11 protein-coding genes and 1 pseudogene are annotated in these 13,022 nt (G+C 61.2%); 1 reads left to right on the forward strand and 11 read right to left on the reverse strand.

Features of this window, described 5'->3' with window-relative positions; genetic code table 11:
• Positions 1 to 611 precede the first annotated feature (611 nt).
• From AACQ95_RS17145 to AACQ95_RS17160, 4 genes and pseudogenes are all read right to left on the reverse strand, one after another.
• Positions 612 to 1,334: pseudogene (locus AACQ95_RS17145) on the reverse strand (carboxypeptidase M32); the annotation flags it as partial.
• A 131-nt stretch (positions 1,335 to 1,465) separates the two neighbouring features.
• Entirely contained in the window at positions 1,466 to 2,047 is a 582-nt protein-coding gene (gene smrA / locus AACQ95_RS17150) for a DNA endonuclease SmrA (RefSeq protein ID WP_241279159.1), read from the reverse strand.
• A gap of 141 nt (positions 2,048 to 2,188) precedes the next feature.
• A complete protein-coding gene (locus tag AACQ95_RS17155; protein ID WP_098984905.1) occupies positions 2,189 to 2,374 on the reverse strand; it encodes a DUF3149 domain-containing protein in 186 nt (61 codons plus the stop codon).
• Positions 2,375 to 2,507: 133 nt separating this feature from the next.
• Complete coding sequence (locus tag AACQ95_RS17160; protein ID WP_241279160.1) at positions 2,508 to 3,398, reverse strand: TraB/GumN family protein; 891 nt, start codon at positions 3,396 to 3,398, stop codon at positions 2,508 to 2,510.
• 87 nt (positions 3,399 to 3,485) lie between these two features.
• Between AACQ95_RS17160 and AACQ95_RS17165 the strand changes: the two genes are divergently transcribed.
• Positions 3,486 to 3,818 carry a DUF1904 family protein gene (locus AACQ95_RS17165; protein WP_241279161.1) on the forward strand — a complete coding sequence of 111 codons (333 nt, stop codon included), beginning with the start codon at positions 3,486 to 3,488 and terminating at the stop codon, positions 3,816 to 3,818.
• Positions 3,819 to 3,908: 90 nt separating this feature from the next.
• On the opposite strand, the gene AACQ95_RS17170 is transcribed toward AACQ95_RS17165, so the two are convergent.
• From AACQ95_RS17170 to AACQ95_RS17200, 7 genes are all read right to left on the reverse strand, one after another.
• A complete protein-coding gene (locus AACQ95_RS17170) occupies positions 3,909 to 4,739 on the reverse strand; it encodes an SDR family oxidoreductase (RefSeq protein WP_241279162.1) in 831 nt (276 codons plus the stop codon).
• Between the two features lie 114 nt (positions 4,740 to 4,853).
• On the reverse strand, positions 4,854 to 6,299 hold the full coding sequence (locus AACQ95_RS17175; protein WP_043554719.1) for an OprD family outer membrane porin: 1,446 nt from the start codon (positions 6,297 to 6,299) through the stop codon (positions 4,854 to 4,856).
• 508 nt (positions 6,300 to 6,807) lie between these two features.
• Complete coding sequence (locus tag AACQ95_RS17180) at positions 6,808 to 8,745, reverse strand: methyl-accepting chemotaxis protein (protein ID WP_241279163.1); 1,938 nt, start codon at positions 8,743 to 8,745, stop codon at positions 6,808 to 6,810.
• A gap of 95 nt (positions 8,746 to 8,840) precedes the next feature.
• Positions 8,841 to 9,743: a DMT family transporter gene (locus AACQ95_RS17185; RefSeq protein WP_241279164.1), complete on the reverse strand. Its 903-nt coding sequence runs from the start codon at positions 9,741 to 9,743 to the stop codon at positions 8,841 to 8,843.
• 125 nt (positions 9,744 to 9,868) lie between these two features.
• The gene (gene rhaD / locus AACQ95_RS17190) at positions 9,869 to 10,699 is read right to left on the reverse strand and encodes a rhamnulose-1-phosphate aldolase (protein WP_205619597.1); all 831 of its coding nucleotides are present in this window, start codon (positions 10,697 to 10,699) and stop codon (positions 9,869 to 9,871) included.
• Between the two features lie 217 nt (positions 10,700 to 10,916).
• Positions 10,917 to 12,068: an iron-containing alcohol dehydrogenase gene (locus AACQ95_RS17195; protein WP_241279165.1), complete on the reverse strand. Its 1,152-nt coding sequence runs from the start codon at positions 12,066 to 12,068 to the stop codon at positions 10,917 to 10,919.
• A 108-nt stretch (positions 12,069 to 12,176) separates the two neighbouring features.
• Positions 12,177 to 13,007, reverse strand: a complete 831-nt coding sequence (locus AACQ95_RS17200; RefSeq protein WP_216640170.1) for a helix-turn-helix domain-containing protein — start codon at positions 13,005 to 13,007, stop codon at positions 12,177 to 12,179.
• Positions 13,008 to 13,022: the final 15 nt, after the last annotated feature.

A 13,022-nucleotide genomic window follows, 5' to 3' on the forward strand; every position in this document is an offset into this window, starting at 1 on the left:
TCAGTCACCTGCTTGACGGCGGCCAGTTTAAATTCTTCCGTGTAACGTTGCTGCTTGCTCATAACACCTCCTGAATGACCTCAGTTTGAGGCTCTTGAGGTGTCTAGGAAAGTAGGGGCGATTCAAGGCGGGGGATTTATCTTACCTCGATAGTCAACCACGTCTCGCTTTACATTGGTGATTTTGTAACCTTCGTATTCTATTGGGTACTGCATTCTACTTTCCTATTTTTAGTTGTTTTGGGCCTTGTTATAACAACTAAAAACGAGGTTGTAGGACGCACCCGAAAAATAACTCCTATGCCAGTTATGGAGTGTTTTACGTTCAAATTTGAACAACACAAAGGGAAGCAATACGGGGAACTAACTGAGGGGAATATTGACGTTTTTTATTTGTTCATCTGAACAAACGAAGAGTTTTGCGCAGTACCGAAGCGTAAACTAGTGATTGACTTTTTATTAGCGTCTGATTTTATTGAATATTGTCACGTGCTTTACTGACTTCCGCACATAAAAAGCAGATATCACTGTCTAATTAGTGAACTTCTCATGTGATTGATTTTTAAGAAGAAATTATTCAGTGAGGAATTGAGCATTTAACGTACCAAATTATCTTTGGTCGGTCGGCACGCCGCCGCAGAACGGGTGGCTGCTCACATCGAGCCGGCCGTGGGCGAAATCAAAGCCGAGCACGCCCATCACCTCCTGGCCGAGCGCCTGCTGGCTCGCGATGGGGAAGGGCCCCTGCGGGATCAAGATGGCGTCATGCTTCTGCTGTTCACTCACCTGCTGGATGAGGGACGGCAGCCAGCCGGTGAGATCGCCGAAGATCTGATCGAGCCGCGCACTCGTCATGCCGGGTTCGTACAGTGCCAGCATGGCGTCGTAGGGGCGTACACCGAGTGCCTCGGCGCGAAGGCGCGCCACTTCCCGCGACAGCGTCACCACGTCCTTGAGATTCGGGGCGAAGCCTGCCCAGTCGTTGTTTTTGCGCTGGCCACGCCAGGCGTGCTCGCACTTGCTGCCGGCCAGCGACAGCGCTTCGACCAGATCGCTTGGCAGCAGGCTCGCATCCTGCCAGTGGCGCTTGATTTCGCGCAGGTTCGCGTGCTGGATCTCATCCAGTGGTTCGCTCTCGGCCTTGGCGATCCAGTCGCCGAGCTCGGGGGCGGTGCGCTTTTGATGGATCAGCACGCCGAGTTCGGCCATGGCCTCGGCACGTGCCTCGTTGCCGCCTTCCGGCATCATGGCTGCCCGATCCCAGCCGCAGATGGCGCTGAGGTGGGAGAGCCGGTGCAGCTGTTGCTGATGTTGTTCAAGTTTTTGATATGACATGGGATTGTCCTTGTTATCGTCCCTGATGGTATGCCCCGTACCTGGCATGATCGGGGCCGATCGATGCTAACACTGCCCTCGTGCGTTTTACCACCCTGGCCTGGGATGACTGACCAGATGACGGGGGCTGGCTAGCCGCGCCGCTTCTGGTGTCGCTCGCGGTTCTCCACCTTCTTGCGCTCGCTTTTTCGCAGCAACACATAGAGGGCGCCACTGCCGCCGTGGCGGCGCTCGGCGCTGTGCATGGCCATCACGGCCGGCAGTTGTGGCAACCAGGTGCTGACATGGCTTTTCAGCTGGGCGCGCGGTGTGCTGCGCTCGCCCTTGCCGTGCAGGATCAGCAGGCAGCGGATGTCCCGCACCTCGCAATCCGCAATGAACTGCACCAGGCTCTGGCGCGCTTCGTTGAGCGTCTTCTGGTGCAGGTCCAGGCTCGCCTGCAGCTCATATTTGCCGAGCCGCAGCTTCTTGTAGACCCCCTCCTGCACACCGTCGCGCTTGAAGCCGACGATGGCGTGGGGATCGAGCAGCTCGACCGCCTCCATGCTTAGGTGATCCAGGGTCAGTTGCTCGGCGGTCGCGGCCTGGCGACGGGCCAGTTGCGCCTCGGTCGGGGCGGATGTGCCCGTGAGGGAGAGGGTGTTGTCGCTGCGAATGGGCCGCACGTCGGCCACTTCCTGCAGAAACAGTGAGAGTTCGTCGTCATGAGACACGGCAGGCTCCCCGCATTGGAATGAGCGGGCATTATAGCGGGGGAGTCGGGGTCAGAAAATGGGGGTAGCCAGTCAGACGGCCCTGTCAGTCGGGCCGGGCAGGCGACAACAGGCGATCGGGGGATCGCCTGACGAGATGTGTTACTGCTCCTCTTTCGGCGGCTTGGCGTTCATCACCTTGTAGATGAAATAGGCCGCGTAGGAACTGATCAGCAGGAAGGTACCGATAATCACCAACATGGACATGAGCCCCACGCTGTTGCCGAACATCAGGTTCATCCAAAATTCCATCTCATGCACTCCTGTCATCCCATTGATGACAGGCATGATAGATACCTCTTTGGGAGTGAAGAGATGATCTCGATCAAGTCCCGTGGTGGTTATTTAACCGGCAACCGGATCTGTGAGCGGCCTCGCACTCGGCCAAGCCGCCGGGCAGATCAGGCGCACGGATGGGGCATCACTTGGCGGCCGAGCCTGGGCCTGGCTCGGTGAGCTGTGTGATGCGCCACCCCTGCTGCTCCAGCAGGGCGATCAACCCCTGGTCGCCATAAAGGTGCAGGGCGCCTACCACGATAAAGCTCTCGTTCGGCAGGGTCGGCCACTTCTTCAGCCAGTTGCGGTTGCGCTCCGCCAGCAGGGTCTGCTCCAGCCAGGCTTGCAGCTTGGGCGGTGCCATCTCGGCTTTGAGCAGCTTGACCAGGGCGGCCTGATCCCCCTCCTGCCACGCCTTCATCACGTCGCGAAAGCCGGTTTCAAGCTGGGGCAGCTCATCCAGGGTGCTCTCCAGCATCAGGGTCTGGTTGTCACCGACGCTGGCGAGGTAGCCGAGCTGTTCGAGCAGGGTCTCGAAGCCGATGATGGGCTTGCCGCTCTCGGTGGCGCGCTTGGCGAAGTGCTGATCCACCCCGAGCGCACTGCTGAAACCGGTACGTTCCAGCGCCGCCTGGGTCAGGGTGATGGCCGCAAACCAGGGGCGCAGCGGGGAGAGCATGTTTTCGGTCAGGCCATTCTGGCCGGCGGCTATGATGGTGCGCCGATACAGATCGAGCGGCACGTGATCCTTGAGGGTCTTGCCATCCACCAGCCGGGTGATGGCGCCCATCTCCCGCCACTGCGTCTGGCTGATGTGGGTCAGGTCGGCCTCCATCACCAGGGCGCGGCTCTGTTGCCAGGCGCGCTCGACGGGATCGGGCAGCGGATAGAGCGAGGGTTTGCCCGCATGAATGGAGCCCAGCAGCCAGTGCTGCTGGTCACCCTTGCTCACCCGATAGAAGGCGGGGTCGGCAAAGGCGGTCAGCGGCAGCAGCAGACAGAGCAGGAAGGAAATCAGCGTGCGATGAAATCTCATGAGGCACCTTATGTTGGCGGGATGGCTTCTCTTCATAACAATAAGCCCTATGATAAGTCCTCATTCGTCACAGCCAAGAGGTTTCCCATGCCCCATCTTCGTTTTCGGGCCGTCTCCGTCGATACCCTGCAGCAGATAAGCACTCCCCTGCTGGCGGATCTGTGCGCCCTGACCGGCGGCAAACCGGAGTTCGTCACCATGGAGTGCATCGACAGCCACTGGGTACGCGACGGGGTGATCGAAGCCGGTTTTCCGTTCGTGGAGCTGGTCTGGTTCGAACGACCGCAGGAGCTGCAAGACGCCGCCGCGGCGCTCATTACCCGCCATCTGAAGGCTGCGCTGGGGGAGCAGACCTATGTGGTGGTGCAGGTGCTGCCCATCGTCAAAAGCCACTACTACAGCGACGGTCAGCACTATTGAGGCGAGGGTAAACAGGGTCGGTGCGTCGGGTTACGCCGTTACGCGGCCAACCCGACCCGGGTTGCTGGATGCCCATAGCCTCCAACGGGATCAGGCCGACTTGGCCAGGATCCTGTCGAGCCAGCGGCTTGGCAGCAGGCGGCGCAATACCGAAAACAGCCGGGTCGGAAAGGTGACAGGGTAGCGATGCTTTGGCCGCTTGCTCTGCAGCGCATGCAGCAGCGGCGGTATGCAGGCTTCGCTTGGCAGCGTGAAACCGCTGGTGGCCCCCTCTTTTTCCAGCCGGGTCAGGGTCTGGCGATAGGCGCCCTGATGGCGGCTCTGGGCCGGATCTATATGGCGCACGAAGGCGGCGCGGGCATTGGCGCGAAAGCGGGTATCGATGGGGCCCGGCTCGATCAGGCTGATGTGCACGCCGCTGCCTTCGAGTTCCAGGCGCAGTGTGTCTGTATAGCCTTCCAGCGCAAACTTGCTGGCGTTGTAGGCGCCGCGATACTTCATGGCCACCAGCCCCAGCACAGAGCTGTTCTGCACTATCCGTCCCTCTCCTGCCGCCAGCATGGCCGGCAGTATCTGGCGGATCAGGTGGTGCCAGCCAAACAGGTTGGTGTCGAACTGGGCACGCAGTGCTTCCGTGGGCAAGTCCTCCAGCGCGCCGGGTTGGCCATAGGCACCGTTGTTGAACAGGCCATAGAGACGGCCCCCCGCCAGCGCCAGCGCCTCTGCCGCCCCCCGCTCTATGCTGGCGGTGTCCGCGAGATCCAGTTGAACCGCCTGCAGACCCTGCTGTTGCAGCTGTGCCACATCGTCGGCCTTGCGGGCGGAGGCGATCACGCTGAAGCCGTGAACCCCGAGCGCCTTGGCGGCGGCGAGGCCGATGCCGCTGGAGCAGCCGGTGATGAGCACGAAGGGGTGGGGCATAAAGGTCATCCTTGTTGGCGACCAGAGTCTGGCCGAAGCGGGCATGGTAGCCCGAGCGCGACAAAAAAGAAAACCGGGCCACGTGGCCCGGTTTGCTGAGGTTCTACCACCTGCTTACAGTATGGTGAACGGCATTATGATGTGGAACTTGACGTCATGCTCGGAGGCGAAGATGTTCGGGTATTCGGTCCAACCGCCGCCCTGGCTGATGTCGTTGTTGTAATCTGTGTAGTGCAGTTTGAACAGTGTGCCTTTCAGCTTGCCATCCTGCACCGTGTACATGACGTCGAAGTTGGCTGCCCATTCGGTATCTTCACCGTTGGTGGCCTTGGTGCCGTCGCCTTTCTGGATATCCCAGCCGTAGGCGCCGGAGACACCGACGGACCAGCCTGGTGCACCCACCAGATCATCCAGGGAACGGGTCACGCCGAAGAACAGTGCTTTCTCGTTGTTCGCGTTCCAGTCGGAGCGGGAATCCCACCAGATTTCGTTCGCGCCCTGGGAGTTGCCGTAGCCACGGGTCAGACGGGGCAGGTAGTTGCCTTCGTTACCCTCGGCCTTGGTCCACAGACCTTCCAGACGGAAGCCGTACGGGCCTGTGCCCCAGGCGGCGGTCAGCGCTTGTTGCCATGCCATGCCGTCATAAGTCTCGATGTCGGCACCACCCTTCTGATAGGTGTCGGTTTCGGAACCGTAGAACTGATAGCTGGTGGAGAGGCCGTTCAGCACGTCGAATTTATGGGCCAGCTTGAAGTGGTAGCTGTCCATATATTTTTCGGAGTTACCGTAGGAGCCGGTGATGGCGGTGCCATTTTCGAAGGTATAACGTGCGGCTACACCCTGGATGTAGTCGATGACGTTTTCATCGGCGAACGGATCCATCCATGCCTTGGCGCGGGAGAACTTCTGGGTCTCCTTGTACCAGGGGGACTTGTACTCGTCGGCGATGGCGTAGGTCAGGTAGAGGCCACCGAAGTTACCCTCGATCTGGCCACCACGGTAGGTACCCGGCTGATAGGACCAGTTCACACCGATCACGCCCGGAACGTAGAGCTGGGTCAGGCCGCCCTTGGCGGTGATGGCACCGTCCAGTGCTTTCAGTTTCAGGGAGGCGTTGGCCAGGCTGAAGCCACCCTCGGGGGAGCCATCCTTGTAGTTTTCGCCCCACTTGTTGCCGGCGAAGGAGAATTCGTTCTCCTGGTTGACCGCATGGTTCTCGGTCACGGCCAGGTCATAGGCACCGAAGCCCCCCACGTCGATACCGACGATGTCCCAGGCATAACCCGAGTTGAAGTTAAGGGAGGCCTGGGTAGTGGCATGGCTCAGGTTGGACTGGTATTTGCCTTCTTTCTTGGCGGCAGTCGGGTCGCCATCGATACGCTGACGATCACGCTGGAAGTAGAAGAGGCCACCGTTGAGTTTGCCTTCTTCATAGAATTTGCTGGCGGCGGCAGCATAGGCAGGACCGGCTTCGTCGGCAGCGAATGCCATACCGGGGGCGACCAAGGCGGCAACAACGGCTGCGCTCAATGCGGCACGCTTGAAGATCACTTTTTCCATTTTGTATTGCTCCTGATTTTATGGACTTAGCTTTTTTGTCCGGCAGTCAGGCGATGGCCCGCCGCTCGGTATTGGCATTGCAATCAAAACCCCGTAGGGCAAAAAATTTCTGGTAGCTCGTCTGCGGCCGCGACGTCTTGGCACATCTGCGGTGGGCAGCTCTGTTCATCACATCATTTTATTTTTTGTGTTCCGATTCTTGGCTATCGGACAATTCCAAGAGTACGTTCGCGGTGCGAAATATCAATGAAAAGTTCCCACCAAGTTTCAAAAATATGACCGAGTGCAAATAATCATGGATCTTGTTGTGGACACTCCCAGCCCGCTCATATCAGTGCTGATAGCGTTTTCAGGTGAAATTGACCAGCGACGCGGGCGGATCTCTCACAAGGGGCATAACTTTTTTCGTTAACCTGTATGCAACAGATAATTTTGTGGCACAAAAAAAGATATGCCCCCGCGTTGGGGGCGGGGGCAGTGGACTCGGAAGGAGATCTGGACGGGAGATTCAGGCCTGATGGCCGAGGATGCGCGGGATCTGGCTGGCCTGGTGATGGATGTGCTCCGACACCTGCACCGAGAGGCGGCTGCCCTGGCGGGCGTGCTGGCTGATGCGCGCGATGAGATCGGCGAAGCTGGCCAGCTTGTGTTCCTGGCTCTTGGCGTTGTCGGCCCCCTGCAGCGCTATGACGGCTGTGCTGCGCGCCATCTCCCGCACCGCCTGGGTGGTCTGGCGCAACTGCTCCGCCTGCTGGCGCTGGGCGGCTGCCTCCGAGGTGATCCGCGCCAGCACTGTGCCGAGCAGATCTCCCGCCTGGGTGAGCCGCATCAGGATCTCGGTGATCTGGCCAAGGGATCGCTGGGTGTCGGCGGAGAGGTGGCGCACCTCGTCGGCCACCACCGCAAACCCGCGCCCCTGTTCCCCCGCCCGGGCCGCCTCTATGGCTGCATTGAGCGCCAGCAGGTTGGTCTGCTGGGCTATGTGACCTATCACGTCGACGATGGCGGTGACATCGTCCACCGAACGCTTGAGCTGAGTCAGGGCGCCACTGCTCTCGTCGATGGCAAGCCCGGTCTGGGCCGTGGCCTGCAACATGCCCCCCACCAGCTGCTCGCTCTGGCTCATGGAGTGCTCGTTGTGCTGGGCGTGCTGCGCTATCTCTGCGGCCACCTGATGCACCTCGCCGGCCAGCTGGTTCAGCTCGTTCATCATCAGATCGCCCTCGTCCACCGCCTGTTCCGTGGTGCGCGTGCTGTGGTGGATCTCTTCGACCTGATTGACCATGCCCTGCAGGCTCAGTGAGACCGCCGACAGCTGCCCCTCCTTCTGCTGTTGATCCTGTTGCAGGCGCATGATGAGGCGGTTGTAACTGGCGACTATGTCGCCGAGCTCGTTGCGCTCGCGCCCCTGGGGCAGGGTCTCGGCCTGACCCGTTTCGTCGAGTTGCAGAAAAGCACCGCGCAGGCGCAGCAGCGGCGTGACCAGCCAGCGGCGCTGCACCAGGGCAAACAGCAGCGCGACCAGCACCAGACAGAGCGCCAGGCTGCCGAGTATGGCAGCCAGCCGCTGGTTGACCGCCTGCCGCCCGGCGGCAAGCTCGGCCCCCATCTGGCCGGTGGCCTGCAGCATCTGGCGGATGTCCTGCTGCACCGCCTGGCGGGCAGTCTGCTGCTGTTGCAGCGCCTTGCGGCTGTTTTCCAGCTCTTGCGGGTAGCGCGTGAGCAGGGAGAGCAGTTCGGCTTTGGGCAGATCGCCCAGCTCCTTGTGCTCCGGCTCACCCAGGGTGAACTCGTCGGCAGGCGGCGCAGCAAACAGGCCTAGCAGCGGCAGGGCGGCCAGTTGTTGTGCCTGCTTTTGCATGGCAGCCAGCTCGAACGTCAGTCCCTCCAGCAGCTTGGGGCTGGCCTGTTCCATGTAGTTCTGGCGCAGGTGACCGAGTCCGGGCAGGGCCGCCAGTATGTCGGTGGCGCCCTGGCGGTATCGATCCGCGCTGGCCGGATCTGCGCCCGTCGCCCCCTGCTGGCCATAACGCAGCAGCGCCCTGGCCTGGGCGGTCAGCTCGTTTTCGGCGTTTTGCAGCAGCCACTGGCTGTTGCCGGAGAGCTTGCCCGCCGCCAGATAGTCGCCGTCGATGCGAGTACCCATCCGTTCGAGCAGGGCGCGCAGCGGGGCGGTGAGCGCAGCATCCTGCTGCGCCAGCTGGGCGAGCGCCTGCTTGCGTAGCGCCTGGGCCTCAGTCAGGCGCAGGGGATCGCCGCTGGCGAGGTAGTCGCGCAGGGTACCTTGCAGTGTGCCGGTCAGCCGTTGTTGCAGCCGTTCGTGTTGATGCTGGGCCTGTTCGGCCCGGTTCAGCTGCTGCCAGCCATGAAACAGGGCGCCGGCTTGCACGGCGGCGACCAGCAGCAGTATCAGGGAGGAGAGGGAGGCGTAATGGGCTATTTTCACGTCAGGATTCCTGCTTGAGCCACGGGAATGGAAGTCGGCGTGAGCTTAAGCAGGAGAGATGGCGTTTTTATGACAGCCGCTGCATGGCGGCGAGGTCATGACAACGAAGGCGCGGCGGGCTCCTTCTGCTTGCGGGCGGCAGGCGACTTGCCCAGCATGCCGAGCAGGGCGCCCCCCATGATGAAGGCCCCGGCCAGCAGGTGACGGGGCGTCAGCTGTTCGCCATTGAGCAGCACCAGCAACAGGGTGCTCAGCAGCGGGGTCAGGTAGGCCAGCGCCCCGATGCGACGGGGATCTCCGTCTCGCAGCGCCAGATACCAGGTGACGAAGGCCGCCCCCATGGGCCCGAGCGCCAGCCCCAGGATCAGCCACCAGTCGCCGGCGGGGATCTGTTCGAGGGGCAGCGGCCCTTCCAGCCAGAGTGCCAGCAGCAGTGCCAGCAATCCGGCGGGCAGGCAGGCCGCCGCCGTTACCACTGCCGGGGCGGGGGGCAGCCGGCGGGAGAGCACAGAGTAGGCGCCCCAGATGATGGCGGCGCCGAGCGCCAGCAGGTAGCCGGGCAGATAGGCCTGCTGCAGCTGCAACTCGCCGTTGACCATCACCAGCACGGAACCCGCCAGCCCGAGCGCGCCGGCCAGCAGGTGGCGGGCATGGAGTGGATGGCCCGGCAGCAGCAGGGGGGTGAACAGTATGATGCACAGGGGCCAGAGGTAATTGATGAGGTTCGCCTCCAGCACGGGGGCGTGGCGAAAGCTCATGAACAGCAGCAGATGGTAGAACAGCAGCGCCGCCACAGTGACCAGCCAGGTGATGGGGCGAGCCCGCCACTGGCGCCAGAACGGCAGGGCACCGGCGCCACAGAAGAAGAGCACCAGCCCCACCAGCACCAGAGGTGACACGCTGGTGATCCGGGAGGTGAGCGCCGCCAGCGAGGCCCACAGCAAGATGGTCAGCAGTGCAAAACCGGTGGATCTGTCCCACCAGGAAGAAGCAGACATCCAACACTCCTTTGCAAGATGAATAAAAAGAGGGCCAGTCTAGCAGACCGGCCCTCCCTGAGGTGCAGTGGTTTTGAGCGCGCATCGCCATAAGCCCCGCTGGCAGGGCCTATACCGGCCGCTTGCTACAGACCGAAGGTCTCCTGCAGCGCCTGCATGTCCTGTGGGCTGACTCCTTCCGGCTCGAAACCGCTGGCGAGACACATCAGGTGCAGCTTGGCCCCCTTGTTCGCCACATCGACGAAGTCAAAGGCCATCAGTGCATCCGTCCCTGTGGCCACGGCACCATGTTTTTCCCAGATGGCCACATCGTGCTGGCGCAGTGCGGCCGTGGTGCCATCCGCCATGGTCTGGCTGCCGGGCATGCAGTAGGGCACCACACCTATGCCGCGTGGCACGAAGGCCCGCACCTCGGGCAACATCTTCCAGCAGGCGTGGGTGTAAGCGGCGCTGTCGCGGGCATAACGGGGATGGTGAGAGAGCGCAATCAGCTCGAGCGGATGTGTGTGTACCACGCAGCGATCGGCTGCCCCCCGGCGTTGCTTGTCCATGACGATTTCCACGTGGGAGATGAATTCGCTGGTGGGCTGGTAGTCGTGCAAGCCACGGCCTCCCCACAGGATATGGTAACCCCGGGCCTCGTCATCGATCCGCAGGACGCAGCCCGCGAGCTCCGGGCTGCGCAGCTCGCGTATGCGTTCCCCCGTGCCCTTGACGAAGAAGACATGACCGGCGCTGTCGGCCGGGAAGGCGCCTTCCCCCCCTACCATGGACAGGGGGCAGTGGGGATACTGGCTCAGGTCGGCGGGTGCCTGCCCAAAGATGTCGGTGAGATCGACGGAAATGTTGCCGCCGTTGCGCTCGGCCCACTCTCGTTGCCACAAATAGGCGGATACCTCGACGACCTTCTCGATTTCAGCCCGCACGGCTGCGTTGAATTCAATCTGCTGCATCATTCCCTCTACCTTGCGTTGAAGAGCCATTGTGAGTGGGGCCACTGTAACCAGTGGCGCGGCGTCGAGCCTCAACGGGGGCGCCAAGCCAGGAGTGGAGTTGGCCGGATTTTCAAGAAGTGCACAAAGGGGCGGAGGGCTGGATGCCAATGGGTGTATGCAGGCTGTTGAAAACAGAGAGGCCGCCCGGGGGCGGCCGCTTGTCGTGCTGGGTTCGGGGTCAGAACGCGGCTTGATAGAGGGCCAGCAGCTCTGCCTTGCTGGCCACACGGGGGGCACAGCCGGAACAGGGATCGGCGGCGGCGGCATCGACCCAGCCGGCGAGATCCCCAGGCTGTATACCGAGTTCATGCAGGCCACCGGGAATACCCACCCGGGCGGAGAGTGCGCGAATGGCCTGGATGGCGGCAACGGCGGCACCAGCCTTGCTCATGGCGCTGGTATCCACCCCCATGGCGGCGGCTATGTCGGCGAAGCGCTCCTCCCTGACGGCCAGATTGAACTCGCAGACCACCGGCAGCAGGATGGCGTTGCACACGCCGTGCGGCAGGTTGTGGGTGGCGCCGGGCTGATGAGCGAGAGAGTGCACATAGCCAAGTCCTGCGCTGTTGAACGCCATGCCGGCCAGAAACTGGCCGTGGGCCATCATCTCGCGAGCGGTCAGATCCTGGCCGTTCGCCACCGCTTGCGGCAGATATTCGGCAATTACCCGGATGGCGGCGAGGGCCGAGTGATCGGTCAGCACATGGGCACCGATGGAGACATAAGCCTCAATGGCATGGGTCAGGGCATCCATGCCGGTAGCGGCGGTAACGGCCGGGGGCAGCCCCAGCATCAGGGTGGGATCGTTGACTGCCACTGTCGGTATCAGTGCCGGGTCTATGATGACCATTTTGACCTTGCGACGGGTGTCGGTGATCACCGCATTGCTGGTCACTTCGGCGGCCGTGCCCGAGGTGGTGCTGATGCAGGCCATGAAGGGGCCCGTGTGGACGACCTTGCCGATGCCTTCGAAGTCATGGACCTGTTTGCCCGGGTTGGCAACCAGGGCGCGCACCGCCTTGGCGGTATCCATGGCGCTGCCACCGCCAAAGCCGATGAGTGCATCGCACTGCCCGGCCTGCCAGGTTGCCAGCGCCGCGCTGGCAACCTTATCGGTCGGGTTGGGCTCTACGCCGTCATAAACCTGGGGGGTGAAGCCATGATCACGCAGTGCGCCGAGCAGACCGTCCAGCAGACCAAGCGAGATCAGGGCTCGCTCGGTCACGATCAGCGGACGACGGGCGGGCTGGTTGCACATCAATTGCACCAGATCGTGGATGGCTCCACTGCCGGACAGGCTGATCTGGGGTAGACACAATGCAAAAGCCATCAGATATCCCTCTTCTTTGGATGAAATTAAGGGGATATTAAGCTTGTTGTGGCGGACGGCCTTTAACCTTTGGCCCGTGAGGGAAATATAGTGGCCAAGAATTGAAGTTTATTTATAGCGTTTTCTGTATTGCAGTGGCGTCAGCTCAAAGGCATGGTGAAATTTGCTCGAAAAATAATTGCCATCATTGAATCCACTCTCAAATGCGATATCTGTAACCGATTTATTGGTATGGCTGAGCAACCAGGATGCATGGCAGAGTCGCACTCGTCCGAGATAATTGTTGGGGGTCAAGCCAGTATATTCCTGTATTTTTCGGTTCAGGGTGCGCAGCGGAATGGAAAAACGTTCAGACAGTTGGCTCCAGTCGATCTCTTCCTGATAGTTTTCATCGAGATAATTAATGAGGGCCAACAGCCTTTCCTGATCCCCTTCCCCCTTGCCGCCCGCTTCCCCTCCTTGCTGACGGGTACGCCAGAGCAGCACGGCCAACTGGGAAAACAGTGCTTCGATCATCACCGGAGAACAGGCATCTCGCCGGCTGTTTTCTGCCGCTATCTGGTTCAGCAGCAGCTCGCTCTGCGGTTGCAGGGAAGGGGGGAGTCGCAGTCCGCCACTGGCCGGATGGCAGCTGGTTTGCAGCAGGGTTTGCAACCCGTCTGCGAAGTGGAATCCCTCCGGCCTGAACAGCACGTTGGTCAGGCAGAGATCCTTCATCTGATCGAACATATGGGCATCGTCTTCGCGCAGGTAGAAGACACTGCCGCGGCGGATATGCACGGCGCTGCCGTCCGTGATGTGGATGGCACAGCCAGATTTGATCAGCACGAGTTCATGAAACGAATGACAGTGCTCCGGAAAGGGTTCCTGCGGAGCGCGTGGCAATACGCTGATGACCTTGTTGTGGTCAAAAAAATCGGTCTGTTGCAGGCGAAACATGGTCGCTCTCTTCAT

Origin of the sequence: Aeromonas sp. MR19 (assembly GCF_963899305.1) — a bacterium.
GTDB lineage: Bacteria > Pseudomonadota > Gammaproteobacteria > Enterobacterales > Aeromonadaceae > Aeromonas > Aeromonas bestiarum.